The organism is Pseudomonas trivialis, from assembly GCF_001439805.1.
In the GTDB taxonomy this organism is placed as follows: domain Bacteria; phylum Pseudomonadota; class Gammaproteobacteria; order Pseudomonadales; family Pseudomonadaceae; genus Aquipseudomonas; species Aquipseudomonas trivialis.
The window spans coordinates 1-25,910 of record NZ_JYLK01000020.1; the positions used below are offsets into that span (position 1 = coordinate 1).

21 protein-coding genes, 3 tRNA genes, 1 pseudogene and 1 riboswitch are annotated in these 25,910 nt (G+C 61.5%); of the genes and pseudogenes, 21 read left to right on the plus strand and 4 right to left on the minus strand.

Annotation, left to right across the window (positions count from 1 at the left end; all coding sequences use genetic code 11):
• Both TU79_RS22415 and TU79_RS22420 read right to left on the minus strand, forming a co-directional pair.
• A pseudogene (locus tag TU79_RS22415) lies at positions 1–204 on the minus strand (ribonucleotide-diphosphate reductase subunit beta); the annotation flags it as partial.
• Between the two features lie 567 nt (positions 205–771).
• Positions 772–1,041, minus strand: coding sequence for a DUF2790 domain-containing protein (locus TU79_RS22420; RefSeq protein WP_057010045.1), 270 nt, complete (start codon positions 1,039–1,041; stop codon positions 772–774).
• 397 nt (positions 1,042–1,438) lie between these two features.
• On the opposite strand from TU79_RS22420, the gene acs reads away from it, so the two are divergent.
• From acs to astE, 14 genes are all read left to right on the plus strand, one after another.
• Positions 1,439–3,394 (plus strand): acetate--CoA ligase, encoded by a 1,956-nt coding sequence (acs, locus tag TU79_RS22425; RefSeq protein ID WP_057010046.1) that lies wholly within the window; start codon positions 1,439–1,441, stop codon positions 3,392–3,394.
• Between the two features lie 522 nt (positions 3,395–3,916).
• The gene (locus tag TU79_RS22430; protein ID WP_003233533.1) at positions 3,917–4,702 is read left to right on the plus strand and encodes an ABC transporter substrate-binding protein; all 786 of its coding nucleotides are present in this window, start codon (positions 3,917–3,919) and stop codon (positions 4,700–4,702) included.
• Between the two features lie 92 nt (positions 4,703–4,794).
• Positions 4,795–5,484, plus strand: coding sequence for an ABC transporter permease (locus TU79_RS22435; RefSeq protein WP_057010047.1), 690 nt, complete (start codon positions 4,795–4,797; stop codon positions 5,482–5,484).
• Positions 5,481–6,179 carry an ABC transporter permease gene (locus TU79_RS22440; protein ID WP_057010048.1) on the plus strand — a complete coding sequence of 233 codons (699 nt, stop codon included), beginning with the start codon at positions 5,481–5,483 and terminating at the stop codon, positions 6,177–6,179. The genes TU79_RS22435 and TU79_RS22440 overlap by 4 nt, the downstream gene beginning before the upstream one ends.
• Before the next feature lies 1 nt (position 6,180).
• Positions 6,181–7,293, plus strand: coding sequence for a succinylglutamate desuccinylase/aspartoacylase family protein (locus tag TU79_RS22445; RefSeq protein WP_057010049.1), 1,113 nt, complete (start codon positions 6,181–6,183; stop codon positions 7,291–7,293).
• 27 nt (positions 7,294–7,320) lie between these two features.
• On the plus strand, positions 7,321–8,085 hold the full coding sequence (locus TU79_RS22450; RefSeq protein WP_057010050.1) for an ABC transporter ATP-binding protein: 765 nt from the start codon (positions 7,321–7,323) through the stop codon (positions 8,083–8,085).
• Between the two features lie 210 nt (positions 8,086–8,295).
• Positions 8,296–9,276 (plus strand): GlxA family transcriptional regulator, encoded by a 981-nt coding sequence (locus TU79_RS22455; protein ID WP_057010051.1) that lies wholly within the window; start codon positions 8,296–8,298, stop codon positions 9,274–9,276.
• Between the two features lie 224 nt (positions 9,277–9,500).
• On the plus strand, positions 9,501–10,721 hold the full coding sequence (locus TU79_RS22460; protein WP_057010052.1) for an aspartate aminotransferase family protein: 1,221 nt from the start codon (positions 9,501–9,503) through the stop codon (positions 10,719–10,721).
• Between the two features lie 175 nt (positions 10,722–10,896).
• Positions 10,897–11,916 carry an arginine/ornithine succinyltransferase subunit alpha gene (aruF, locus tag TU79_RS22465; protein WP_057010053.1) on the plus strand — a complete coding sequence of 340 codons (1,020 nt, stop codon included), beginning with the start codon at positions 10,897–10,899 and terminating at the stop codon, positions 11,914–11,916.
• 51 nt (positions 11,917–11,967) lie between these two features.
• Entirely contained in the window at positions 11,968–12,993 is a 1,026-nt protein-coding gene (astA, locus tag TU79_RS22470; RefSeq protein ID WP_057010054.1) for an arginine N-succinyltransferase, read from the plus strand.
• Positions 12,990–14,459, plus strand: a complete 1,470-nt coding sequence (gene astD / locus TU79_RS22475; RefSeq protein ID WP_162276086.1) for a succinylglutamate-semialdehyde dehydrogenase — start codon at positions 12,990–12,992, stop codon at positions 14,457–14,459. Before astA ends, astD begins: the two co-directional genes overlap by 4 nt.
• A gap of 82 nt (positions 14,460–14,541) precedes the next feature.
• Positions 14,542–15,888, plus strand: a complete 1,347-nt coding sequence (gene astB, locus TU79_RS22480; RefSeq protein ID WP_057010056.1) for an N-succinylarginine dihydrolase — start codon at positions 14,542–14,544, stop codon at positions 15,886–15,888.
• Between the two features lie 26 nt (positions 15,889–15,914).
• The gene (locus tag TU79_RS22485; protein ID WP_003175651.1) at positions 15,915–16,202 is read left to right on the plus strand and encodes a hypothetical protein; all 288 of its coding nucleotides are present in this window, start codon (positions 15,915–15,917) and stop codon (positions 16,200–16,202) included.
• A gap of 11 nt (positions 16,203–16,213) precedes the next feature.
• The gene (gene astE, locus TU79_RS22490; protein ID WP_057010057.1) at positions 16,214–17,224 is read left to right on the plus strand and encodes a succinylglutamate desuccinylase; all 1,011 of its coding nucleotides are present in this window, start codon (positions 16,214–16,216) and stop codon (positions 17,222–17,224) included.
• Here the strand turns inward: astE and TU79_RS22495 are convergent.
• A complete protein-coding gene (locus TU79_RS22495; RefSeq protein ID WP_082638686.1) occupies positions 17,217–18,713 on the minus strand; it encodes a M91 family zinc metallopeptidase in 1,497 nt (498 codons plus the stop codon). The two genes, astE and TU79_RS22495, sit on opposite strands and share 8 nt — an antisense overlap.
• 140 nt (positions 18,714–18,853) lie before the next feature.
• Positions 18,854–19,363 (minus strand): 6,7-dimethyl-8-ribityllumazine synthase, encoded by a 510-nt coding sequence (locus TU79_RS22505; RefSeq protein ID WP_057010060.1) that lies wholly within the window; start codon positions 19,361–19,363, stop codon positions 18,854–18,856.
• Positions 19,364–19,477: 114 nt separating this feature from the next.
• A riboswitch (FMN riboswitch) is annotated at positions 19,478–19,647 on the minus strand.
• 183 nt (positions 19,648–19,830) lie between these two features.
• Between TU79_RS22505 and ltaE the strand changes: the two genes are divergently transcribed.
• The 7 genes from ltaE to TU79_RS22540 all read left to right on the plus strand — a co-directional run bounded on the left by ltaE (position 19,831) and on the right by TU79_RS22540 (position 25,786).
• Positions 19,831–20,835, plus strand: coding sequence for a low-specificity L-threonine aldolase (gene ltaE, locus TU79_RS22510; RefSeq protein ID WP_057010061.1), 1,005 nt, complete (start codon positions 19,831–19,833; stop codon positions 20,833–20,835).
• Between the two features lie 147 nt (positions 20,836–20,982).
• Positions 20,983–23,601 carry an alanine--tRNA ligase gene (gene alaS, locus TU79_RS22515; RefSeq protein ID WP_057010062.1) on the plus strand — a complete coding sequence of 873 codons (2,619 nt, stop codon included), beginning with the start codon at positions 20,983–20,985 and terminating at the stop codon, positions 23,599–23,601.
• A 95-nt stretch (positions 23,602–23,696) separates the two neighbouring features.
• A complete protein-coding gene (locus TU79_RS22520) occupies positions 23,697–24,938 on the plus strand; it encodes an aspartate kinase (protein WP_057010063.1) in 1,242 nt (413 codons plus the stop codon).
• Positions 24,939–25,112: 174 nt separating this feature from the next.
• Positions 25,113–25,301: a carbon storage regulator CsrA gene (csrA, locus tag TU79_RS22525; protein WP_003233512.1), complete on the plus strand. Its 189-nt coding sequence runs from the start codon at positions 25,113–25,115 to the stop codon at positions 25,299–25,301.
• 62 nt (positions 25,302–25,363) lie between these two features.
• Positions 25,364–25,454 (plus strand) — tRNA-Ser (locus TU79_RS22530).
• Positions 25,455–25,562: 108 nt separating this feature from the next.
• Positions 25,563–25,639, plus strand: a tRNA-Arg gene (locus TU79_RS22535).
• A 70-nt stretch (positions 25,640–25,709) separates the two neighbouring features.
• Positions 25,710–25,786 (plus strand) — tRNA-Arg (locus TU79_RS22540).
• Positions 25,787–25,910 lie beyond the last annotated feature (124 nt).

Sequence of the window (25,910 nt, forward strand, 5' to 3'; positions counted from 1 at the left end):
GGCGACGTCGAGTTTGTCGAGGGCGGCCTTGGCGCGGATGATTGCCGCAGAGTCGCTGGCGGTCACGTTGCGCGCTTCAAGGGCGGCAGCGGCGCCGGCGCCGTCGAGGCGGTCCATGTTGGCTTCGGTGGCGTGGCCGGCATTGGCGCCTTTGGTGGCGACTTCGCCGTCTTCTTCTTTGTCGAATTCGTCCCAGCTCAGCATGACGTGTCGTCTCCTGCGTGAGGGCGCAAAGGTGCCCGTGTGAAACCGGATGGTTGGGTGTTCACACGGCCCTCGGGCCGCGGTGGATCTTAAGGAATCGTTTGTTGCAACAGCTCGCGCAGGCAAAAAAACGGAATGGGCTAACGGGTGCTGCGTGAGGCTTGAGGGGCGCAGGTGCAGGTGCTTGCCCTGGCGATGCCTCAGGTCTGGCTCTTCGTCCCTTGTGTAAAGGGATATTGCAGGCCCGATTTACCCGCGCATTATAGGGAAAAAATCGGCTTTGTGTTGTGACGGATGGTCACGGTGGGGACGCAGGCGGGCGGGTATTTGGGCTAAGGCGAGGATTTACAGGGGGTTAGCGAGGCTGGAAATTTTTGAGGGGGGGTGGGGTGGTTTGTTGATGCTGGGGGGAGGGCATTTGGCGAGGATTATGGTGGTGTGGCGGCTATCGCCTTCGCGAGCAAGCCCGCTCCCACAATGGGATTGGGGGCAGCGCCTGAATCGCATTCCAGTCAGCAGATGGCTCTTGGCCGCAAGAACGCTGTCCTGCGGCGAGCAAGAATCCGCTTATCCGTTGGAGCAACCGCCGCCCATCACGTGGTACTTGAGAATATGCCGCTGACCCTGGGAATCGTCATATTCCATTTGCACCGGTACCACGCGGCATACATCGGGAACGTTGCTCATGTGCACCACCTTGGCGACATCGAGGTGGGTGCTGTAGCTGTAATCTTCAACAATCGGCGCGTCGCGGCCGGCGAGTTCAGTGGGGGTCTCGTCGGCCAGGGCGGCGGTGGCGCACAGGCTGCTGAGGGTCATGATCAATAAAGCTTTCATCGGGTCTGTCTACCTTTTTCAGGGCGAGAGGGGTCACGAGGCCCTTGTGAGGCCACGCGTGTCACTTGAGTGTTGGGAAGTTCGGATTAACGTGGCCTGGGTGGGGGCTGTTGCGTTGTTAATCGCGGTGCCGTGTTGGCGGAGCTGATTTTAGGCGTGCGGGCGCTGTGCATATACCCGTGCTTTTGATAAACACTTTTGGTGGTTTTTGTAACAATCCGCCGATCAGGGTTTTTTCAGTACGTCGCAAAGCGCCACGGGGCGCGGGCCAGAGCAGCAAGGGCTATGGCGGGGCAATTTGTAGGGTCTTGTTACTACCATCGTCGAATGGTTCTATAGGTCTGGCCCGGCTACAACGGGGCCATACAACAACAACTATGTCACCGAGGTAAGAAAGATGAGTGCGGCTTCCCTGTACCCCGTTCGTCCCGAAGTAGCAGCCAACACGCTGACCGACGAGGCGACCTACAAGGCGATGTACCAGCAGTCGGTGGTCAATCCCGATGGCTTCTGGCGCGAACAAGCCCAGCGTCTGGACTGGATCAAGCCTTTCACCACGGTGAAGCAGACTTCGTTTGACGATCACCATGTCGACATCAAGTGGTTCGCCGATGGCACCTTGAACGTTTCCTACAATTGCCTGGACCGTCACCTCGCCGAGCGTGGCGACCAGATCGCGATCATCTGGGAGGGCGATGACCCTGCCGAGAGCCGCAACATCACTTACCGCGAGCTGCATGAGCAGGTCTGCAAGTTCGCCAACGCCCTGCGTGGTCAGGACGTGCACCGTGGCGACGTGGTGACCATCTACATGCCGATGATCCCCGAAGCCGTGGTCGCCATGCTGGCCTGTACCCGCATCGGCGCGATCCACTCGGTGGTGTTTGGTGGTTTTTCCCCGGAAGCCCTGGCCGGTCGCATCATCGACTGTAAGTCGAAAGTAGTGATCACCGCCGACGAAGGCATCCGTGCCGGCAAGAAAATTCCGCTCAAGGCCAACGTCGACGACGCGCTGACCAACCCGGAAACCAGCAGCATCCAGAAGGTCATCGTGTGCAAGCGCACCAATGGCGCGATCAAGTGGAACCAGCATCGCGACATCTGGTACGAAGACCTGATGAAAGTGGCCGGCACCGTGTGCGCACCCAAAGAGATGGGCGCTGAAGAAGCGCTGTTCATCCTTTATACCTCCGGCTCCACCGGCAAGCCCAAGGGCGTGCAGCACACCACCGGCGGCTACCTGTTGTACGCGGCGCTCACCCATGAGCGCGTGTTCGACTACCGCCCGGGCGAAATCTACTGGTGCACCGCCGACGTGGGCTGGGTCACCGGCCACACCTACATCGTCTACGGCCCGCTGGCCAACGGCGCGACCACCGTGCTGTTCGAGGGCGTGCCGAACTACCCGGACATCACCCGGGTGGCGAAGATCGTCGACAAGCACAAGGTCAATATTCTCTACACCGCACCGACCGCAATCCGCGCAATGATGGCCTCGGGCACCGCTGCCTGCGAAGGCGCCGACGGCAGCAGCCTGCGTCTGCTCGGTTCGGTGGGTGAGCCGATCAACCCCGAAGCGTGGGACTGGTACTACAAGAACGTCGGCCAATCCCGTTGCCCGATTGTCGACACCTGGTGGCAGACCGAAACCGGCGGCAACATGATGAGCCCACTGCCGGGCGCCCATGCGCTCAAGCCGGGTTCGGCGGCGCGGCCGTTCTTTGGCGTGGTGCCGGCGTTGGTGGATAACCTGGGCAACCTGATCGAAGGCGCGGCCGAGGGCAACCTGGTGATTCTCGATTCCTGGCCGGGCCAGGCGCGTACGCTGTTTGGCGACCATGACCGGTTTGTGGACACCTACTTCAAGACCTTCCGTGGCATGTACTTCACTGGCGACGGTGCGCGGCGTGACGAGGACGGCTACTACTGGATCACCGGGCGGGTGGACGACGTGCTGAACGTGTCCGGCCACCGCATGGGCACGGCTGAGATTGAAAGTGCCATGGTGGCGCACCCGAAAGTCGCGGAAGCGGCGGTGGTGGGCGTGCCGCATGACATCAAGGGGCAGGGCATCTATGTGTACGTCACCCTTAAAAATGGCGAAGAACCGAACGAAGCGCTGCGCCTGGAGCTGAAGAACTGGGTGCGCAAGGAAATCGGCCCGATTGCCTCGCCGGACGTGATCCAGTGGGCGCCGGGCTTGCCGAAGACGCGTTCGGGGAAAATCATGCGGCGCATCCTGCGCAAGATTGCCACGGCCGAGTACGACGGGCTGGGCGACATCTCCACCCTGGCTGATCCGGGTGTGGTGGCGCAATTGATCGAAACGCACAAGACCATGAGCGCCGCGTAAGGCTCGGCCAACACAGAAACCCCAATGTGGGAGGTGGCAAGCCCTCCCATATTCCACGCCAATAAATATCGGCTTCTTGCGTCAGAAGAGTCCCGGCGTTACCGCCCAGCGCAAATGTGTAACCCGCCGCCCAAACCTGAGGCATCCCCCTACACCCTCGCTCCAAAAAGCCGTACCCCTATCCCTCTCTGAAATAAGATTTAACACCACACTTGCCGTGCCAGAAGGGTTTGCGAATAATAGGCCCGCAATTTGCAGCATCAACAGGTTTAATATCTTTTGTCTCTGCATAAAACCCAGAGGCTGTCAATGTGCTGGAACCGCTTTCTCGGTGCTTCTGTAAATTGTTGTCGCATTGAGGAAATATCGGCTTCCGGCCTGTCGTTAGAATGCCGATCACCCGCTCGTCGTCGCAGGCAGTGCCTGGGCACGGACGCAGCGCCGCTATTCGGTTTCAACCTTCGCCGCATCGTGGGCCATGGCTCATACTGCTGTTTTGCCCTATATCGATGGAGTCCCATGATGAAGAAACTCGTGCTGTTGGGCGCCCTGGCGCTGTCCGTGTTGTCGATGCAGGCTTTCGCTGAAGGCAAGCCTCTGAAAATTGGTATCGAAGCGGCTTACCCTCCGTTTGCCTCCAAGGCGCCGGATGGCAGCATCGTCGGTTTTGACTACGACATCGGCAACGCCCTGTGCGAAGAGATGCAGGTCAAGTGCACCTGGGTCGAGCAGGAATTCGACGGCCTGATCCCGGCGCTGAAAGTGCGCAAGATCGACGCGATTCTGTCGTCCATGTCCATCACTGACGACCGCAAGAAGTCCGTGGACTTCACCAACCGCTACTACCTGACCCCGGCGCGCCTGGTCTTGAAGGAAGGCACCACCGTCAGCGACAGCCTGGACGAACTCAAGGGCAAGAAGATCGGCGTACAGCGTGGCTCGATCCACGACCGTTTCGCCCGTGAAGTGCTGGCGCCAAAAGGTGCCGACATCAAGGGTTACAGCACTCAGAACGAAATCTACCTGGACGTGGCCGCTGGCCGTCTCGACGGCACCGTGGCCGACGCCACCCTGCTCGAAGACGGTTTCCTCAAGACCGACGCCGGCAAAGGCTACGCGTTCGTGGGCCCGGCCTTCACCGACGTCAAATACTTCGGTGACGGCGTAGGCATCGCGGTCCGCAAGGGCGACAAGGAAAACCTCGACCGCATCAACGCAGCCATTGCCGCGATCCGTGCCAACGGCAAGTACCAGGCCATCGAGAAAAAGTACTTCAACTTCGACATTTACGGTCCTGAAACCAAGTAAACCGTCTTGGCTGTCCGTCCCCAATGGCGCAAGCAACAGAGCATTCTGAAGTTTGCGCCATTTTTTCATCCCCCTTTTCGAGGACCTGAATCATGTTGAAAGGCTACGGGGCCGTTATCCTCGATGGCGCATGGTTGACGCTTCAGCTCGCCTTGTCGTCGATGGCCTTGGCCATTGTTCTGGGTCTGATCGGGGTCGCGCTGCGCCTGTCGCCGGTGCGCTGGCTGGCCTGGCTGGGTGACTTGTACTCCACGGTGATCCGCGGGATCCCCGACCTGGTGCTGATCCTGCTGATTTTCTACGGCGGTCAGGACCTGCTCAACCGCGTCGCGCCGATGCTCGGCTTTGACGACTATATCGACTTGAACCCCATGGCCGCCGGCATCGGTACCCTGGGTTTCATTTTTGGCGCCTACCTCTCGGAAACGTTCCGCGGCGCCTTCATGGCCATTCCCAAGGGCCAGGCCGAAGCCGGCCTGGCGTATGGCATGAGCGCTTTTCAGGTGTTTTTCCGGGTGATGGTGCCGCAGATGATTCGGCTGGCAATCCCCGGGTTCACCAACAACTGGCTGGTGCTCACCAAGGCCACCGCGCTGATTTCAGTGGTGGGCCTGCAAGACATGATGTTCAAGGCCAAACAGGCGGCCGACGCCACCCGTGAGCCTTTTACCTTCTTCCTCGCAGTGGCGGCGATGTACCTGGTGATCACCAGCGTGTCGTTGCTGGCCTTGCGTTACCTCGAGAAGCGCTACTCGGTAGGCGTAAGGGCGGCCGATCTATGATCTTCGACTACAACGTCATCTGGGAGGCCATGCCGCTGTACCTCGGCGGCCTGCTGACCACCCTCAAACTGCTCGCCATTTCGCTGTTCTTCGGCCTGCTCGCCGCCTTGCCCCTGGGCCTGATGCGGGTGTCCAAACAGCCGATCGTCAACGGCATCGCCTGGCTCTATACCTACGTGATTCGCGGCACGCCGATGCTGGTGCAGCTGTTTTTGATCTACTACGGCCTGGCTCAATTCGAAGCCGTACGCGAAAGCTTTCTCTGGCCGTGGCTGTCGAGCGCCACGTTCTGCGCGTGCCTGGCCTTTGCGATCAACACCAGCGCCTACACCGCCGAGATCATCGCCGGCAGCCTCAAGGCCACGCCCAATGGCGAGATCGAAGCGGCCAAGGCCATGGGCATGTCGCGCCATAAGCTGTACCGCCGCATCCTGTTGCCGTCGGCCCTGCGCCGTGCGCTGCCGCAATACAGCAATGAAGTGATCATGATGCTGCAGACCACAAGCCTGGCCTCCATCGTCACGCTGATCGACATCACCGGTGCCGCGCGCACGGTGAACGCGCAGTATTACCTGCCGTTCGAAGCCTACATCACCGCCGGCGTGTTCTACCTGTGCCTGACCTTCATCCTGGTGCGCCTGTTCAAGTTGGCCGAGCGCCGCTGGCTGAGCTACCTGGCTCCACGGAAGCACTGATATGGAACGTATCGATCACCTGTTGCCCTGGGGCCACCTGGGCTGCGAGCGCCAACTGAGCGTGTTTCGCTTTGGCAGCGGCGAGCGCAAGGCCTATATCCAGGCCAGCCTGCACGCCGATGAACTGCCCGGCATGCGCGCCGCCTGGGAGCTGAAAAAACGCCTCACCGAACTGGAACAGCAAGGCGCCCTGAACGGGGTGATCGAGCTGGTGCCGGTGGCCAACCCGATGGGCCTGGGCCAGCTGTTGCAAGGCAGCCACCAGGGTCGTTTCGAAGTGGGCAGCGGCAAGAACTTCAACCGTGATTTCGTCGAGTTGAGCGAGCCGGTTGCACCGTTACTGCACGGCAAGCTTGGCGATGACCCCCACGCCAATGTGCGCCTGATTCGCCAGGCCATGAGCGACGCACTCAACGCCTTGCCCGAACCCGGCAGCCAGTTGCAGGGCATGCAGCGCATCCTGCTGAGCCATGCCTGCACCGCTGACATCGTCCTCGACCTGCATTGCGATGCTGAAGCCGCGCTGCACATGTACGCGTTGCCCCAGCACTGGCCGCAGTGGCGTTCGCTGGCGGCGCATTTGAATGTGAAGGTCGGCCTGCTGGCGGAAGATTCCGGCGGCAGCTCGTTCGACGAGGCCTGTTCGTTGCCGTGGCTGCGGTTGTCGCGGGCGTTCCCCGAGGCGCAGATCCCGCTGGCGTGCCTGGCGACCACCCTGGAGCTGGGCGGCCAGGCCGATACCGGGCGTGACGAAGCCATCTTCCACGCCGAAGGCATTCTCGCGTTTCTCGCCGAGCAGGGGCTGATCAAGGGCGAATGGCCCGCGCCGCAGTACGAGGCCTGCGAGGGCGTGCCCTTCGAAGGCACCGAGTTGCTGTTCGCGCCCCACGCAGGGGTGATCAGTTACCTGCGTAAAGCCGGTGAGCGGGTAGACGCCGGCGATGAAATTTTTGAAGTGATCGACCCCGTCAACGACCGCGTCAGCACCATTTGTGCGGGCACCTCGGGGGTGTTGTTCGCCGTTGAACGGCTGCGTTATGCCCAAGCGGGTTTCTGGCTGGCCAAGGTGGCGGGGCGCGACGCGCTGCGTCACGGGCGCTTGCTCAACGACTGACCACCTGTTTTTGTGAGAACCGACCGCATGTACAAGCTTGAAGTCCAAGACCTGCATAAACGCTATGGCAGTCATGAAGTGCTCAAGGGCGTGTCCCTGGCCGCCGCGGCCGGTGATGTGATCAGCATCATCGGCTCCAGCGGTTCAGGCAAAAGCACGTTTTTGCGCTGCATCAACCTGCTGGAGCAGCCCCACGCCGGCAAGATTCTGCTCAACAACGAAGAGCTTAACCTGGTGGCCACCAAGGACGGCGCCCTGCGCGCCGCCGACCCCAAACAGTTGCAGCGCATGCGTTCGCGCCTGTCCATGGTGTTCCAGCATTTCAACCTGTGGTCGCACATGACCGCGCTGGAAAACGTGATGGAAGCCCCGGTGCATGTGCTCGGCGTGTCGAAAAAAGACGCCCGCGAAAAGGCCGAGCACTACCTGGCCAAGGTCGGCGTAGGCCATCGCAAGGATGCCTTCCCCGGCCACATGTCCGGTGGCGAGCAGCAGCGCGTGGCGATTGCCCGCGCGCTGGCGATGGAGCCAGAGGTGATGCTGTTCGACGAGCCTACCTCGGCGCTGGATCCGGAGCTGGTGGGTGAAGTGCTCAAGGTGATGCAGGACCTGGCCCAGGAAGGCCGCACCATGGTGGTGGTGACCCACGAAATGGGCTTTGCCCGTGAGGTGTCGAACCAGTTGGTGTTCCTGCACAAAGGCATCGTCGAAGAGCGCGGCAACCCGCGTGAAGTGCTGGTGAACCCGCAGTCCGAGCGCTTGCAGCAGTTCCTGTCCGGCAGCCTGAAATAGCCCTTACTGCCTGGAATTGCTTTTGCTTTATGTGGGAGGGGGCTTGCTCCCGATAGCAGTGTGTCAGTCAACACGTGTGTATCTGCCATACCGCCATCGGGAGCAAGCCCCCTCCCACATTGATCTTCATCAGTTTTTGAGATTTGTGTTGGTTTACGGGCTAGCATTGGCCCTTGTCTTCATTACCGTTCTTCGTTTCGGATAGCCTCAATGACCGCCCACAAAATTGGTTTTCTCATCTGGCCCAGCACCAAGGCACTGACGCTTGCGCTGGCTGAGGAGGCTTTGCGCGTTGCTCAGCGGGTGCATCCGGAGGTGATTTACGAGCTGTCGTTTCTGCACGCCGAGCCGCCGATCCATGGCGCCTGGCAACTGCCGGGCGAGCCGTGGGCGGGCAAGCTCGAAGGCTTTCAGAAACTGTTTCTGCTGGCGGACGAGCCGCCCACCGTCATCGCGTCCCAGCTCAGCAGCGCGCTCAAGCAACTGGTGCGCGCCGGCTGCGTGATCGGTGGCCTGTCGGCCGGTGTGTACCCGCTGGCCCAGCTCGGTTTGCTCGACGGCTACCGCGCCGCCGTGCACTGGCGCTGGCAGGACGATTTTGCCGAGCGCTTCCCCAAGGTCATCGCCACCAGCCACCTGTTCGACTGGGACCGTGACCGCCTGACGGCCTGCGGCGGCATGTCGGTGCTCGACCTGCTGCTGGCGGTGCTGGCCCGCGACCACGGCGCCGAACTGGCCGGGGCGGTCTCCGAAGAACTGGTGGTGGAGCGTATCCGCGAAGGCGGCGAGCGCCAGCGTATTCCGCTGCAAAACCGTTTGGGCTCCAGCCATCCGAAGCTGACCCAGGCCGTCTTGCTGATGGAAGCCAATATCGAAGAACCGCTGACCACCGATGAAATCGCCCAGCACGTGTGCGTGTCGCGACGACAACTTGAAAGGATCTTCAAGCAGTACCTCAACCGTGTTCCCAGCCAGTATTACCTGGAATTGCGCCTGAACAAGGCGCGCCAGATGCTCATGCAGACCAGCAAGTCGATCATCCAGATCGGCCTGTCGTGCGGCTTTTCCTCGGGGCCGCACTTCTCCAGCGCCTACCGCAACTTTTTCGGCGCCACCCCTCGCGAAGACCGCAATCAGCGACGCAGCAGCAGCCCGTTCGAGTTGTCGTCGGTGCCGTCCGAGCGCGGTTGAGGTGTGAGGCGCAAAATTCCCGCGCCGCTGCCGCAAAAAATCGTCTCACCCGTTTAAACTGCGCCATTGCGATGCTATATGTCGCATTGGCGTAAACCCGCGTAAAACCGGGGTTTGCGCTATAAGAAGTTGTCGCTTGGCGGCAAGGCCGCCCGCAAGACTGTCCTTACAATCCGTCCATCGTCCGCCAGTTCCAGGCGGGCGTTCCTCTTCAGGAGACTCCGATGTCCGTTGAGCAAGCCCCGGTGCAACGCGCCGATTTCGACCAGGTAATGGTGCCCAATTACGCACCTGCCGCCTTCATCCCGGTGCGCGGTCAAGGTTCGCGCGTGTGGGACCAGGCCGGTCGCGAGCTGATCGACTTTGCCGGCGGCATCGCGGTCAACGTGCTGGGCCACGCGCACCCGGCGCTGGTCGGCGCGCTGACCGAGCAGGCCAGCAAGCTGTGGCATGTGTCCAACGTGTTCACCAACGAGCCGGCCCTGCGCCTGGCGCACAAGCTGATCGACGCCACCTTTGCCGAGCGCGTGTTCTTCTGCAATTCCGGCGCCGAAGCCAACGAGGCCGCGTTCAAGCTGGCCCGTCGCGTGGCGTTCGACCGGTTCGGCACTGAGAAGTACGAGATCATCGCTGCGCTCAACAGCTTCCATGGCCGCACCCTGTTCACCGTCAACGTTGGTGGCCAGTCCAAGTACTCCGATGGCTTCGGGCCTAAAATTACCGGCATCACCCACGTTCCTTATAACGACCTGGCCGCGCTGAAGGCCGCCGTGTCGGACAAGACCTGCGCGGTGGTGCTCGAGCCGATCCAGGGCGAGGGCGGTGTGCTGCCGGCCGAGCTGGCTTACCTGCAAGGCGCGCGCGAACTGTGCGATGCCAACGACGCGCTGCTGGTGTTCGACGAAGTGCAGACCGGCATGGGCCGCAGCGGCCACCTGTTCGCCTATCAGCACTATGGCGTGACCCCGGACATCCTCACCAGCGCCAAGAGCCTGGGCGGCGGTTTCCCGATTGCGGCGATGCTCACCACCGAAGCGCTGGCCAAGCACCTGGTGGTCGGCACCCACGGCACCACCTACGGCGGCAACCCGCTGGCGTGCGCGGTGGCCGAAGCGGTGATCGACGTGATCAACACCCCGCACGTGTTGGTGGGCGTGAACGCCAAGCACGAGCAGTTCAAGGCGCGCCTGCAGCAGATCGGCACGCAATACGGCATTTTCAGCGAGGTGCGTGGCCTGGGCCTGTTGATCGGTTGCGTGCTCAGCGATGCATTCAAGGGCAGGGCCAAGGACGTGTTCAACGCGGCCGAGAAAGAAAACCTGATGGTCCTGCAAGCCGGTCCGGACGTGGTGCGTTTTGCGCCGAGTTTGGTGGTGGAAGAAGCGGACATCAACGAAGGCCTGGATCGTTTTGAGCGTGCGGTAAAAACGCTGACCCAGGCCTGACCGCTACACGGACCAAATGTGGGAGGGGGCTTGCTCCCGATTGCTGTCTGTCAGTTGATACATCAGAGACTGATCCACCGCTATCGGGAGCAAGCCCCCTGCCACATTGGAACTGAGTTGTACCCGGGCTTCCCGGTATTTTCCCCATGCGTTTTTCGAGTTAAGGAGTGACCCCATGCTGGTGATGCGCCCCGCGCAAATGGCTGACCTGGGCGAGGTACAGCGTCTGGCTGCGGACAGCCCGATTGGTGTCACTTCCCTGCCGGACGATGTGGAACGCCTGAGCGACAAGATCGCCGCCAGCGAAGCCTCATTCGCGGCCGAGGTGAGTTTCAACGGCGAAGAAAGCTATTTCTTCGTGCTCGAAGACACCACCACCGGCAAGCTTGCCGGCTGCTCGGCCATCGTTGCCTCGGCCGGTTACTCCGAGCCGTTCTACAGTTTCCGTAATGAAACCTTCGTGCACGCCTCCCGCGAGCTGAAGATCCACAACAAGATCCACGTGCTTTCCCAGTGCCACGACCTGACCGGCAACAGCCTGCTCACCAGTTTTTATGTGCAGCCCGCGCTGGTCGGTTCGCCGTGGTCGGAACTCAACTCCCGTGGCCGCCTGCTGTTCGTCGCCAGCCACCCCGAGCGCTTTGCCGACTCGGTGGTGACCGAGATCGTCGGCTACAGCGACGAGAACGGTGATTCGCCGTTCTGGGACGCCATCGGCCGCAACTTCTTCGACCTCAACTACGCCGCCGCCGAGCGCCTGTGCGGGCTCAAAAGCCGCACGTTTCTCGCCGAACTGATGCCCCATTACCCGATCTACGTGCCGCTGTTGCCGGACGCCGCCCAGGAGGCGATGGGCCAGGTGCACCCGCGGGCGCAGATCACCTTCGACATCCTGATGCGCGAAGGCTTCGAGACCGACCATTACATCGACATCTTCGACGGTGGCCCGACCCTGCATGCGCGGGTCTCGGGCATTCGCTCGATTGCCCAGAGCCGCGTGGTGCCGGTGAAGATCGGTGAGATGGTCAGGGGCGCCGGTCGCCAGTACCTGGTGAGCAACGCGCAGTTGCAGGATTACCGCGCGGTGATGCTGGAGCTGGACTACGCGCCCGGCAAACCGGTGGTTCTGGACCTGACGGCGGCTGAAGCATTGGGCGTGGGCGAAGGCGCAAGTGTGCGTCTGGTCGCGGTTTAAAGAGAGCGTTTCGCGGGTGGCTGACCACAGCGGCCCGTTCGAGGAGATAGCATGATCGTTCGTCCCGTACGCAGCAGCGATTTACCGGCCCTGATTGATCTGGCGCGCAGCACCGGCACCGGCCTCACCACCTTGCCGGCCAACGAGGAACGCTTGACCCACCGGGTAGGCTGGGCCGAAAAAACCTTTCGCGGCGACGCGGGGCGCGGCGATGCCGACTACCTGTTCGTGCTGGAAAACGACGAAGGCCGGGTGGTGGGCATTTCCGCCATTGCCGGTGCCGTCGGCCTGCGCGAGCCCTGGTACAACTTCCGGGTCGGCCTGACCGTCAGCGCGTCTCAGGAGCTGAATATCTACCGTGAGATCCCGACGCTGTTTCTGGCCAACGACCTCACCGGCAACTCCGAGCTGTGCTCGCTGTTTCTGCACGCCGATTACCGCAATGGCCTCAACGGCCGCATGCTGGCCAAGGCGCGCATGCTGTTTATCGCCGAGTTCCCGCAGCTGTTCGGCAACAAGATCATCGCCGAGATGCGCGGGGTGTCCAACGACGCGGGGCGCTCGCCGTTCTGGGAAAGCCTGGGCCGCCACTTCTTCAAGATGGAATTCAGCCAGGCCGACTACCTCACCGGCGTGGGCAACAAGGCGTTCATTGCCGAACTGATGCCGAAGTTTCCGCTGTACAGCTGCTTTCTTTCCGAAGACGCGCGCAACGTGATCGGCAAGGTGCACCCCGATACCGAGCCGGCGTTGAGCATGCTCAAGAGCGAGGGTTTCAGTTATCAGGGCTACGTGGATATCTTCGACGCCGGCCCGGCGGTGGAATGTGAAACCGCCAGGATCCGTGCGGTGCGCGACAGCCAGGCGCTGGTGCTGGCCATCGGCACGCCGGGGGACGACGCCACGCCGTTCCTGATTCATAACCGCAAGCGTGAAGACTGCCGCATCACCGCCGCGCCGGCCCGCCTTGCCGCAGGCACATTGGTGGTCGACCCGCAGACCGCCAAGCGCCTGCAACTGGTGGTGGGTGATCAAGTGCGCGCCGTACCGTTGTCTGCTGCCCGGGAGTCGAAATAATGAATTCGCTGTATATCGCAGGAAGCTGGCTGGCTGGCCAGGGTGAGCTGTTCGAGTCGCGTAACCCCGTAACCCAGCAGACGCTGTGGGCCGGTCACGGCGCCACCGTCGAACAGGTCGAGTCCGCCGTGCAGGCCGCGCGCCAGGCGTTCCCGGCCTGGGCCCGGCGCCCGCTGGAAGAGCGCATCAGCGTGCTCGAAGCCTTCGCGGCCACCCTGAAAAAGCGCACCGATGAAATCGCCCGCTGCATCGGTGAGGAAACCGGCAAGCCCCTGTGGGAGTCGGCCACTGAAGTCACCAGCATGGCCAACAAGATTGCCATCTCGGTGCAAAGCTACCGTGAGCGCACCGGCGAGAAAAGCGGCCCTCTGGGCGACGCCACCGCCGTGCTGCGTCACAAGCCCCACGGCGTGGTGGCGGTGTTCGGCCCGTACAACTTTCCGGGGCACTTGCCCAATGGGCATATCGTCCCGGCCTTGCTGGCGGGCAATACCGTGCTGTTCAAACCGAGCGAGCTGACCCCCAAAGTCGCCGAGCTGACCGTGCAATGCTGGATCGAAGCGGGCCTGCCAGCGGGCGTGCTGAACCTGCTGCAGGGCGCGCGCGAGACCGGCATCGCGCTGGCCGCCAACCCGGGCATCGACGGGGTGTTCTTCACCGGCTCCAGCCGCACCGGCAACCACCTGCACCAGCAGTTCTCCGGGCGCCCGGACAAGATCCTGGCCCTGGAAATGGGCGGCAATAACCCGCTGGTGGTCGATGAAGTGGCCGATGTGGACGCAGCGGTGTACACCATTATCCAGTCGGCATTTATCTCGGCCGGCCAGCGCTGCACCTGCGCGCGCCGCCTGCTGGTGCCGCAAGGCGCCTGGGGCGATGCGTTGCTGGCACGCCTGGTAGCGGTTTGCGCGACCCTCGAAGTGGGCGCGTTCGACCAGCAACCGGCACCGTTCATGGGCTCGGTGATTTCCCTCGCGGCGGCCAAGGCGTTGATGGACGCGCAGGAATGGATGCTGGCCAATGGCGCGGTCGCGCTGTTGGAGATGACTCAACCGAAGGACCAGGCCGCATTGCTCACCCCGGGCATTATCGACGTGACCGAGGTGAGCGAGCGCGAAGACGAAGAGTTGTTCGGCCCGCTGCTGCAGGTGATTCGCTACGCCGATTTCGAGGCGGCGATTGTCGAGGCCAACAACACTCAATATGGCCTGGCCGCGGGTTTGCTGTCGGACTCCGAAGCGCGCTACCGGCAGTTCTGGCTGGAAAGCCGCGCGGGCATCGTCAACTGGAACAAGCAACTGACCGGCGCCGCCAGCACCGCGCCGTTCGGCGGGGTAGGCGGCTCGGGCAATCATCGCGCCAGTGCGTATTACGCGGCGGATTATTGCGCGTACCCGGTGGCATCGCTGGAGACCCCGAGTCTGACGTTGCCAGCAGCACTGACCCCGGGCATCACGCTGCTCTGAAAGTGGGTGTGAGCCCTTGTGGGAGGGGGTGTGTTGAAGACTTTTGAAGCCTATAAAAACAGATGTTCGTGGAGCCTCGCCGATGAAATCCTGTGAAGTCAATTTTGACGGTCTAGTGGGGCCGACCCATAACTACGGCGGCTTGTCCTTCGGCAACGTCGCGTCCCAGAGCAACAGCCAGCAGCATTCCAACCCCAGGGAAGCGGCGTTGCAGGGCCTGCAGAAAATGAAGGCGCTGATGGACATGGGCTTTGTGCAAGGCGTGCTCGCGCCCCAGGAGCGCCCCGATGTGGCCGCCTTGCGCAGCCTTGGTTTCAGCGGCAGCGACGCGCAGGTCATCGAGCAGGCCGCCAGGCAGGCGATGCCGTTGCTGGTCGCCAGTTGCTCTGCCTCGAGTATGTGGGTGGCCAACGCCGCCACCGTCAGCCCGAGCGCCGATACGTTTGACGGCCGCGTGCACTTCACCGCCGCCAACCTCAATTGCAAATACCACCGCAGCATTGAGCACCCCACCACCAGCCGCGTGCTGGGGGCGATGTTCGCCGACGCGCAGCGCTTCGCCCATCACGCCGCCTTGCCGGCGGTGGCGCAGTTCGGCGACGAAGGCGCGGCCAACCACACGCGTTTTTGCCGCAGCTATGGCGAGGCCGGTGTGGAGTTTTTCGTGTTCGGCCGCAGCGCCTTCGACCCGCGCTACCCGGCGCCGCAGAAGTACCCGGCGCGTCAGACTCTGGAAGCGTCCCAGGCCGTCGCGCGCCTGCACGGTCTGGCGGATGACGGCGTGGTATTCGCCCAGCAGAACCCGGCGGTGATCGATGCCGGCGTGTTCCACAACGATGTGATCGCGGTGGGTAATGGCGAGGTGCTGTTCTATCACGAGGATGCGTTTCTCAACACTGAGCAGATGCTCGCCGAACTGCACGGCAAGCTGGCCAGGCTGGGCGGCCATTTCCAGGCGGTGTGTGTGCCGCGTGCCGAGGTGAGCGTCGAGGACGCGGTGCGTTCCTACCTGTTCAACAGCCAATTGCTGACCCGACCGGACGGTTCGATGCTGCTGATCGTGCCGCAGGAATGCCGTGCCAACGAGCGCGTGTGGCGCTACCTGCAAACCCTTACCACCTCCGGCGGCGTGATCCGCGAAGTCAAGGTGTTCGACCTCAAGCAAAGCATGCAGAACGGCGGCGGCCCGGCGTGCCTGCGCTTGCGCGTGGCGTTGAACGAGACCGAACTGGCGGCGGTGAACCCGGGCGTTATCATGACGGCGCCGCTGTATGAGACCCTCACTGAATGGGTGGGCAGGCACTACCGCGACAGCCTGCGCGAAAGCGACCTGGCTGACCCGCAATTGCTGCTTGAGTGCCGGACGGCACTGGATGAACTGACGCAAATCCTTAAACTGGGCTCGGTTTATCCGTTCCAGATCAATTAATGCCTTAAGGCTGAGATATTTTATTTATGACCGACACCCTGAAACTGATCCTTGAAGACACCGACGGCACCCAGCTGGAAACCTCCTGCACGCGCGTTGCCGTGGTCTGGCAGGGCAAGGAGATCTGGATCCAGCATGATGGCCGTGGCCAGTTGCTGATCGGTGTGGACGTGGAAGAGGGCGACGCCGAGTACGCCAACCTGCTGATGCGCCCGTTGGCCACCAACCTGATGAGCCTGCAACTGGAAATGGAACCGGCCGACGTCGAAGGCGATGACGACGATCACGTCCACGGCCCAGGCTGCAACCACTAAGGAAGCTGCGTATGCTCGCCCTCGGCAAACTGCTTGAACTGACCCTCGCCGGTCGTGAACCGGCGCAAAAAATTCAACTGACTGTCGACGGCGTGCAGATGCGCTGGCTCAGCGAGGGCGCGCTCGAAGTGCGCCCGCCGCAGGCCCTGGACGCCGGCGGCGACCTGCTGCTGTCGTCCGGCATCCATGGCAACGAAACCGCGCCGATCGAACTGCTCGACCGCCTGTTGCATGGCATCGCCCGGGGCGAGATCAAACCGCGTAACCGTATTCTGTTTCTGTTTGGTAACCCCGAGGCCATGCGTCGCGGCGAGCGTTACCTGGAACTGGACGTCAACCGGCTGTTCAATGGCCGGCACGAACAAAATATCGGCCCGGAGGCCATCCGCGCCGCCGAGCTCGAACAACTGGCCCGCAGCTTTTTCAGCCTGCCGGGCCGCTGGCGCCTGCATTACGACCTGCACACCGCCATTCGCGGTTCGAAGATCGAGCAGTTCGCCCTTTACCCGTGGAAAGAAGGTCGCCAGCATTCGCGCCACGAGCTGGCGCGCCTGAGCGCTGCCGGCATGCAAGCGGTGCTGCTGCAGAATAAAGCCTCCATCACCTTTACCGCGTTCACCTATGAGCAGCTCGATGCCGAGGCCTTTACCCTGGAGTTGGGCAAGGCGCGGCCGTTCGGGCACAACCAGGGCGTTGATGTGTCGCGTCTGGAAACGCGCCTGACGCAGATCATCGAGGGCACGGAGCCTGCGAGCGAGACCCTGGACGGCCTGCAACTGTTCGCGGTCGCCCGTGAAGTCATCAAGCACAGCGACGCCTTCCTGATGCATCTGCCGGCAGACGTGGAAAACTTTTCGCAGTTGGACAAAGGCTATCTGCTGGCCGAAGACGTGGCCAAGACCCGCTGGGTGATCGAGGAGGAGGGGGCGCGCATTATCTTCCCCAACCCGAAGGTGAAGAATGGCCTGCGCGCCGGGATCCTGATCGTGCCGATCTCGGAGAGTGCCGCCGCGTTCAAATAGGTGGAGACGAATATTGCTTGCGCGGCGTCATGCCCAGTTCCTCTCGGATACCGTTTTCGGTGAACGGTGTGGGATTGGTGTGGGTGGGTGGCGTGGACGGGTCATTGTCGAAATCGAAAGCAACGGCGTCGGTTGGCAGGCCGACTGCCTGAAGTTCGTGATTGGGGATGATCGAGCGCGGTTTGTTGCCGTCTGCTCCGTCAAGGCTGGCGCCCTGCAAAGAAGTGCCGGTGACGACGTTATAGGCATGGCACAGTTCGTGATAGAGCAGCGGGATATTGCTCATTCGATTGCCGATGAACGAAGGGTTGTAATACACGGCGCCGCCATAGGAGGGCGTGCCGGGCCTGTTGTCCTGAATGAATGAAGGAGGCGTCGAAGAGGGGCTGGGCACGAACAGGCCATTGGCCTCGTCCGCCAGTTCATAAATGTTGATGGGTGTGCCGCTGCGCAGTTCGGCGGCATGCAGCGCCTGGAACAGGTGCTGCCCGTTGGGCGAGTTGGCCAGCAGCTGCAGGTCATCGTTTACCCGCTGTTGAAATTCCACGCTGCCGATGACTCTTATGCCGCTGTCTTGCAGGGAGAGCGGTTGGATATCGGTAACAAGCGCTTGAGGATGAGAGCACTCGGGTGAGGTGTCCGGGGGCGTCAGTCCGTGTGCGATGAACTGTCCGGCCGCTGCGAGGCCGCTGTTGGGGTTGGCGAAGACTTTGTCGTCTGGTTTGAGCTGGGTGACCACGTCCAGCCCTTCGCCGGTATACAGCACGTTTGAGCGAGGGCCTGCCTGTATCAAGTCATTGCCGGGGCCTCCTGTCAGGATGTTGTGCGCGCTCCCGCCCATTAACTGATCGTCGCCTTCGCCGCCATTGATGAACGCCAGCCCGCTTGCGGCGATAACCTTGTCGTCTCCCGCGCCGGCGTAGACGGTCATTTCACCGTCTGCAAGGGAGAAAATCTGGTCCGCGCCGTCGCCCCCTTCGATATAGGCGGGGCCTCGGTGATTGAGGACAGTATCGTTGCCAGGGCCTGCAAAAATGCGCGTGTAGCCGCCTCCGGCGAAGATATGATCGTCTCCCTCCCCTGAGTCGATCAGTATTGGCCGCGTCACATCCTCGGCGATGTGGATGAGGTCGTTGCCACCCTGCGTGCGGAGGACAACGAACTGATTCAACCCGGCCAGGGTGACCACGAAGCGCTCGCTATTGATCACCACCATGAGGGTGTCACCGAGCGTGAGTGTGTCGACGTGGATTCGGTCGGCCTGATCGCTTGTGGTAAACACGATGTAGTCGTGAAGTTCATCGGCCAATTCTCGTTCGACGGTAACGAGAGGGGTTTGATGCAGCTTAATGAACGTCAGTGTTTTTTGAATATCGAGATCTCTGTTGAGAGGGCTGGTGCGGCTGGCGGGCGCGGTGAGGCGGCCGTCAATGAGCCATTGAAGGTCTGCGCCACGCGGGGCAAGGGGAGATGAAGGAACTTGAGACATGGTGACTCCGATGATGGTTGGGAGGCGCTCATGATGGGAGCGTCAACGCCATTACATCGTCGGTACAGCGGTTGCTGGCTTTACTTATATAGGATGCCCAATCGCACGGGGCTGCCCGTGCGATTGGGCGGCAATCAGACTCAGCTGACGCGCTTTTGCAGCTCGCTTTGATAGATCGCGCGCACCTTGTGCAGCGTGTCGGCGCAGGTCCGCGCGGCTTCCTGGCCCTTGTGCACGAAGTGCTCGTAGAAGAAGGTGTGGTGCTCGCTGCCGGCGTGGAAGTGATGGGGGGTGAGGGACACCGAGAACACCGGTACTTCGGTTTCCAGCTGCACCTGCATCAGGCCGCTGACCACCGATTGGGCGACGAATTCGTGACGGTAGATGCCGCCGTCCACCACCAGCGCGGCGGCGACGATGCCGGCGTAACGGCCGGTCTTGGCCAGCAGCTTGGCGTGCAGGGGCATTTCAAAGGCGCCGCCGACTTCGAAGAAATCAATGTCCGATTCCTGGTAGCCCTGGGCGATCATTTCGGCGAGGAAGCCTTTGCGGGATTGGTCGACAATATCCTTGTGCCAGCAGGCCTGGATAAACGCGACGCGCTCGCCGTGATGGTTTTTGCTTTTGCTGTCGATAGCGGTGGGTTGCATGTTCTGACTCCTGTTTAAGAAAAAAACAGGGCGTTATGAATCGAATGGGATTTCAAGGGTACGAACAGCGACATCATGCAGGCATGAGGTCGACGCGCGGCGCTTGGGTGCCAATCCCGTTCTCTCTTCATCCGGACTATGACCGTCGGCCCCGGGATCACACCGGGTCTGCTGACCTTGTCGCCGTCCTGCGTGAGCAGTTCGAGGCGCCAAGCGCTCGCGGGCTATGCACATTGCGTGCAATTACCGCCGGTGGGGAATTACACCCCGCCCTGAGAACGTTGCCGCCAGAACCCTGGCGGCGAAGGGTTTTTAACACGGTTTCTGCAAAACTGCACGATTGCCGTCGCGATCACCTAGATCGGTTTGTTTGATGGATATTCGATTCCCGACCACACAGGGCTTGATATTGCGCGGCGTTGCCCGCAGTAATCGTCACTACACCCCCATCGTCAGAGGCCTGCTTGATGAACGTCATAGACCTGCGCAGCGACACCGTGACTCAACCCACGCCCGGCATGCTCGATGCCATGGCCACTGCCGCCACCGGCGATGACGTGTACGGTGAAGACCCCAGCGTTAACCGTCTGGAGGCCGAGCTGGCCCGGCGCCTGGGGTTTGCCGCCGCGCTGTTCGTGCCCACCGGCACCATGAGCAACCTGCTGGCGTTGATGGCCCACTGTGAGCGCGGCGAGGAGTACATCGTCGGCCAGCAGGCGCACACCTACAAATACGAAGGCGGCGGTGCGGCGGTGCTCGGTTCGATCCAGCCCCAGCCGCTGGAGGCGCAGGCCGACGGTTCCCTTGACCTGGATCGGGTGCTGGAAGCGATCAAGCCTGACGATTTTCACTTCGCGCCCACCCGTTTGCTGGCGCTGGAAAACACCATGCAGGGCAAGGTCCTGTCGCTGGAATACCTGGCCCGCGCCCGCGCGTTTACCCACGAACATGGCCTGGCCCTGCACCTGGACGGCGCGCGGCTCTATAACGCGGCGGTCAAGCTGGGCGTGGAGGCGCGGGAGATTGCCCGGCATTTCGACTCGGTGTCGGTGTGCCTGTCCAAGGGACTGGGCGCGCCGGTGGGCTCGGTATTGTGTGGCTCCACGGCGCTGATCGCCAAGGCGCGCCGTCTGCGCAAGATGGTCGGTGGCGGCATGCGCCAGGCGGGGTCGCTGGCGGCGGCGGGGCTGTATGCGTTGGATCACCACGTGCAGCGTCTGGCCGACGACCACGCCAACGCCCAGTGGCTGGGCGAGGCGCTGCGCGAGGCCGGCTACCCCGTGGAGCCGGTGCAGACCAACATGGTCTACGTGCAGATGGGTGACCGTCACCAGGCGTTCAAGGACTTCGCCGGTGAACGCGGGATCAAATTGAGCACGGCGCCACGCCTGCGTATGGTCACTCACATGGATGTAAATCGCGCGCAGCTCGAAAAGGTGGTGCAGACGTTTGTCGCGTTTTCGCGCAATTGACAGGTGCAGGCCGTCTAATTGAACGTTTCTATCGTATAAACACGCTGTACCACTGGCAAAGGGCCGATATAATGCGGCCCTTTGCCGTCGCTCCGTCTGATGATGTTGCGCACTGGCCTTTGGCCGCAGCCTCCGTGGAAGAACCTAATGAAAAGCGCAGAAATCCGTGAAGCCTTCCTTCGCTTCTTCGAAGAGCAAGGTCACACCCGTGTCTCCTCCAGCTCCTTGATCCCCGGCAATGACCCGACCCTGCTGTTCACCAACGCGGGGATGAATCAGTTCAAGGACTGCTTTCTGGGCCAGGAAAAGCGCGCCTACACCCGCGCCACCAGCAGCCAGAAGTGCGTGCGCGCCGGCGGCAAGAACAGCGACCTGGAAAATGTCGGCTACACCGCTCGCCACCACACCTTCTTCGAAATGCTGGGCAACTTCAGCTTCGGCGACTATTTCAAGAAAGATGCAATCACCTTCGCCTGGACCTTCCTCACCGGCGTATTGAAGCTGCCCAAGGAAAAGCTCTGGGTTACCGTCTACGCGACGGACGACGAAGCGTATGATATCTGGACCCAGCAGATCGGCGTGCCCGCCGAGCGCATGATTCGCATCGGCGACAACAAGGGCGCGCCGTACGCGTCCGACAATTTCTGGACCATGGGCGACACTGGCCCGTGCGGCCCTTGCACCGAGATTTTCTATGATCACGGCGCCGACATCTGGGGCGGCCCGCCGGGCTCGCCGGAAGAAGACGGCGACCGTTACATCGAAATCTGGAACAACGTGTTCATGCAGTTCAACCGCACCGCCGATGGTGTGTTGCACCCGCTGCCGGCACCGTCGGTGGACACCGGCATGGGCCTGGAGCGGATCAGTGCGGTAATGCAGCACGTTCACTCCAACTATGAAATCGACCTGTTCACCAACCTGCTGAGCGCCTCGGCGGCGGCCATTGGTTGCGCCAATGAAAGCCAGTCTTCGCTCAAGGTGGTGTCCGACCACATCCGTTCCTGCGGCTTCCTGATCGCCGACGGCGTGCTGCCGTCCAACGAAGGCCGCGGCTACGTGCTGCGCCGCATCATCCGTCGCGCCTGCCGTCACGGTAACAAGCTGGGCGCCACCGGCAGTTTCTTCTACAAGATCGTTGCGGCGCTGGTCGCCGAGATGGGCGAGGCTTTCCCGGAGCTCAAGCAGCAGCAGACCAACATCGAGCGCGTGCTCAAGGCCGAGGAAGAGCAGTTCTCCAAGACCCTGGAACACGGCCTGAAAATTCTCGAGCAGGACCTGGCTGAGCTTAAAGGCACGGTCGTGCCGGGCGACGTGGTGTTCAAACTGTACGACACCTACGGTTTCCCGATGGACCTGACCGCCGACATCGCTCGTGAGCGCGAGCTGACTATCGATGAGGCCGGCTTTGAGCGTGAGATGGAAGCCCAGCGCGTGCGCGCCCGCTCCGCCAGCTCGTTCGGCCTGGACTACAACACCCTGGTCAAGGTCGATGTGCCGACCGAATTCGTCGGCTACAAGGCGACCGCCGGCGCGGCCAAAATCGTTGCGATCTACAAGGACGGCAAATCCGTCGACGTGTTGAGCGAAGGCGAAGAAGCCGTGGTGGTGCTCGACCAGACGCCGTTCTACGCCGAATCCGGTGGCCAGATCGGTGACTGTGGTTTCCTCAGCTCCACGTCGGGGCGTTTTGATGTGCGTGACACCACCAAGACCGGCGGTGCGTTTCTGCATCACGGTGTGCTGGTGCTGGGCAATCTGACGGTCGGTGCGCCGGTCGACACTCAGGTCGACGCGGACGTGCGCCATGCCACCGCGCTGAACCACTCGGCCACCCACTTGTTGCACGCGGCCCTGCGCCAGGTGCTGGGCGAGCATGTCCAGCAGAAGGGCTCGTTGGTCGACAGCCAGCGCCTGCGCTTCGACTTCAGCCACTTTGAAGCGATCAAGCCTGCGCAGATCAAGGCCCTTGAAGATATCGTCAACGCCGAGATTCGTCGCAACACCCCGGTCGAGACCGAAGAAACCGATATCGACACCGCCAAGGCCAAGGGTGCGATGGCGCTGTTCGGCGAGAAGTATGGCGACAGCGTGCGCGTGCTGAGCATGGGCGGCGCATTCTCGGTGGAGCTGTGCGGCGGTATCCACGCCAACCGCACCGGCGACATCGCGCTGCTGAAAATTGTCAGCGAAGGCGGTGTGGCATCTGGTGTGCGGCGTATCGAGGCGGTCACCGGTGCTGCGGCTCTGGCTTACCTGAATGCGGCCGAAGAACAACTCAAGGAAGCGGCCAGCCTGGTCAAGGGCAGCCGCGACAACCTGATCGACAAGCTGTCCGCCGTGCTCGAGCGCAACCGTGCGCTGGAGAAGCAACTGGAGCAACTGCAGGCCAAGGCGGCCAGTGCGGCGGGCGACGATCTGTCGGCCGCTGCGGTGGACGTCAAGGATGTGAAAGTCCTGGCGGCACGTCTGGACGGTCAGGATGGCAAGGCGTTGCTGGCCCTGGTCGATCAGTTGAAGAACAAGCTCGGCCGCGCAGTGATCCTGCTCGGCGGTGTCCATGAGGATAAGGTCGTGCTGGTTGCCGGTGTAACCAAGGACCTGACTGGCCAACTCAAAGCCGGTGATTTGATGAAACAGGCCGCTGCGGCAGTGGGCGGGAAGGGCGGTGGTCGCCCGGACATGGCGCAAGGCGGTGGTGTGGACGCCGGTGCCCTGGATGCGGCCCTGGCCCTGACCGTGCCATTTGTCGAAGCAGGTATTTAAGGCGCTGTTAAACGTCCCGCGACGTGGTCGCGGGCGGTTGAGTGCTGGTTGAATTGGAAATCAGGCGCCCCTTTACGGGCTGAGGCGGCTTAGAAATGGCTTTGATCGTACAGAAATTTGGAGGCACCTCGGTCGGCTCTGTCGAAAGAATCGAGCAGGTCGCCGACAAGGTTAAGAAGTTCCGCGACGCTGGCGATGACCTGGTGGTGGTGCTGTCGGCCATGAGCGGTGAAACCAATCGCCTGATCGAACTGGCCAAGGCCATCAGCGGCGACCAGCAACCATTGCCGCGTGAGCTGGATGTGATCGTGTCCACGGGCGAGCAGGTGACCATCGGCTTGCTGGCCATGGCGTTGAACAGGCGCGGCGTGCCGGCGGTGTCCTACACGGGCAGCCAGGTGCGCATCCTGACCGACAGCGCGCATACCAAGGCGCGAATCCTGCAGATTGATGATCAGAAAATCCGTACTGATCTCAAGGCAGGTCGCGTGGTAGTTGTAGCAGGGTTCCAGGGCGTGGACGAGCACGGCAACATCACCACCCTCGGACGTGGCGGTTCGGACACCACGGGCGTTGCGCTGGCAGCAGCTCTCAAGGCGGATGAATGCCAGATCTACACCGATGTGGACGGCGTCTACACCACCGATCCACGTGTTGTGGCCGTGGCCCAGCGCCTGGACAAGATCACCTTTGAAGAGATGCTGGAGATGGCCAGCCTCGGCTCCAAGGTGTTGCAGATTCGCGCGGTGGAGTTCGCCGGCAAGTACAACGTTCCGCTGCGCGTATTGCACAGCTTCAAGGAGGGTCCGGGCACCCTCATTACTATTGATGAAGAGGAATCCATGGAACAGCCGATCATTTCCGGCATCGCTTTCAACCGCGATGAAGCCAAGCTGACGATCCGTGGCGTGCCGGATACTCCGGGCGTGGCGTTCAAGATCCTCGGCCCGATCAGTGGCGCAAATATTGAAGTCGACATGATCGTGCAGAATGTTTCGCACGATAACACCACCGATTTCACCTTCACCGTGCACCGCAACGAGTACGATGCGGCCGAGCGTATCCTGCAGAACACCGCGAGCGAGATTGGCGCCCGTGAAGTGGTCGGCGATACCAAAATTGCCAAGGTGTCGATCGTGGGTGTGGGCATGCGTTCCCATGCCGGTGTTGCCAGCCGCATGTTCGAGGCCCTGGCCAAGGAAAGCATCAACATCCAGATGATCTCCACCTCGGAAATCAAAGTCTCGGTGGTGATTGAAGAGAAGTACCTGGAGCTTGCGGTGCGCGCGTTGCATACCGCTTTTGAGCTCGATGCACCGGCCCGACAGGGCGAGTAAAGCAGTGCCGTAAGGGCGCGGTTTACCGCGCCCTTCATTTTTTGTGGGCGCGCATGGTCTTTTGCGTGGGCTCGACAATACTCAGGTGGGTGGGCTGCAGCCTTCGGGTTGCAGCTCGATAACCTTGTTTTTGCAGACTGTTGTTCCTGAAATGAAATGCGTGAGGTGAAAGGTATGCTGATTCTGACTCGTCGTTGCGCAGAAAGCCTGATTATCGGTGATGGCGAAATCACCGTGACGGTGCTTGGCGTCAAAGGCAATCAAGTGCGTATCGGGGTTAACGCTCCGAAAGAAGTGGCGGTCCACCGCGAGGAAATTTTCCTGCGGATCAAGAAAGAGAAGGACGAAGAACCAAGCCTTTAATTTTTATCGCTTTTTAAGTTTGCAAACGGGGATGAACGTGGTTAATATACGCCCCGTGTTGCGGAGAGCTGGCCGAGTGGCCGAAGGCGCTCCCCTGCTAAGGGAGTACACCTCAAAAGGGTGTCGGGGGTTCGAATCCCCCGTTCTCCGCCATTATTTGTTTAGTACGTTGCAATCTGGATTTATCGGTAAGTTGTTGAAACTACTCGAAAAAATCGCTTTACATAGAGATTGAACGGCCTATAATGCGCGGCAACAAATGCACTCGTAGCTCAGCTGGATAGAGTACTCGGCTACGAACCGAGCGGTCACAGGTTCGAATCCTGTCGAGTGCACCATTTAAGAGTCATTGCAGCGATGCGGTGACTCGGCTTCAGCCAGTTGTGATCTGGTCTAAAAACACAATCTGCACTCGTAGCTCAGCTGGATAGAGTACTCGGCTACGAACCGAGCGGTCACAGGTTCGAATCCTGTCGAGTGCACCATACAAACAAAAAGCCCGCCAAGTGCGGGCTTTTTGCCGTCTGGAGTTTGTGCAGGGTTTTCTCAGGGCTCATCACCCTAATGTGTTTTGCGCCCTGGTTGCGACGTCGCAGTTCCCAGGTGCAG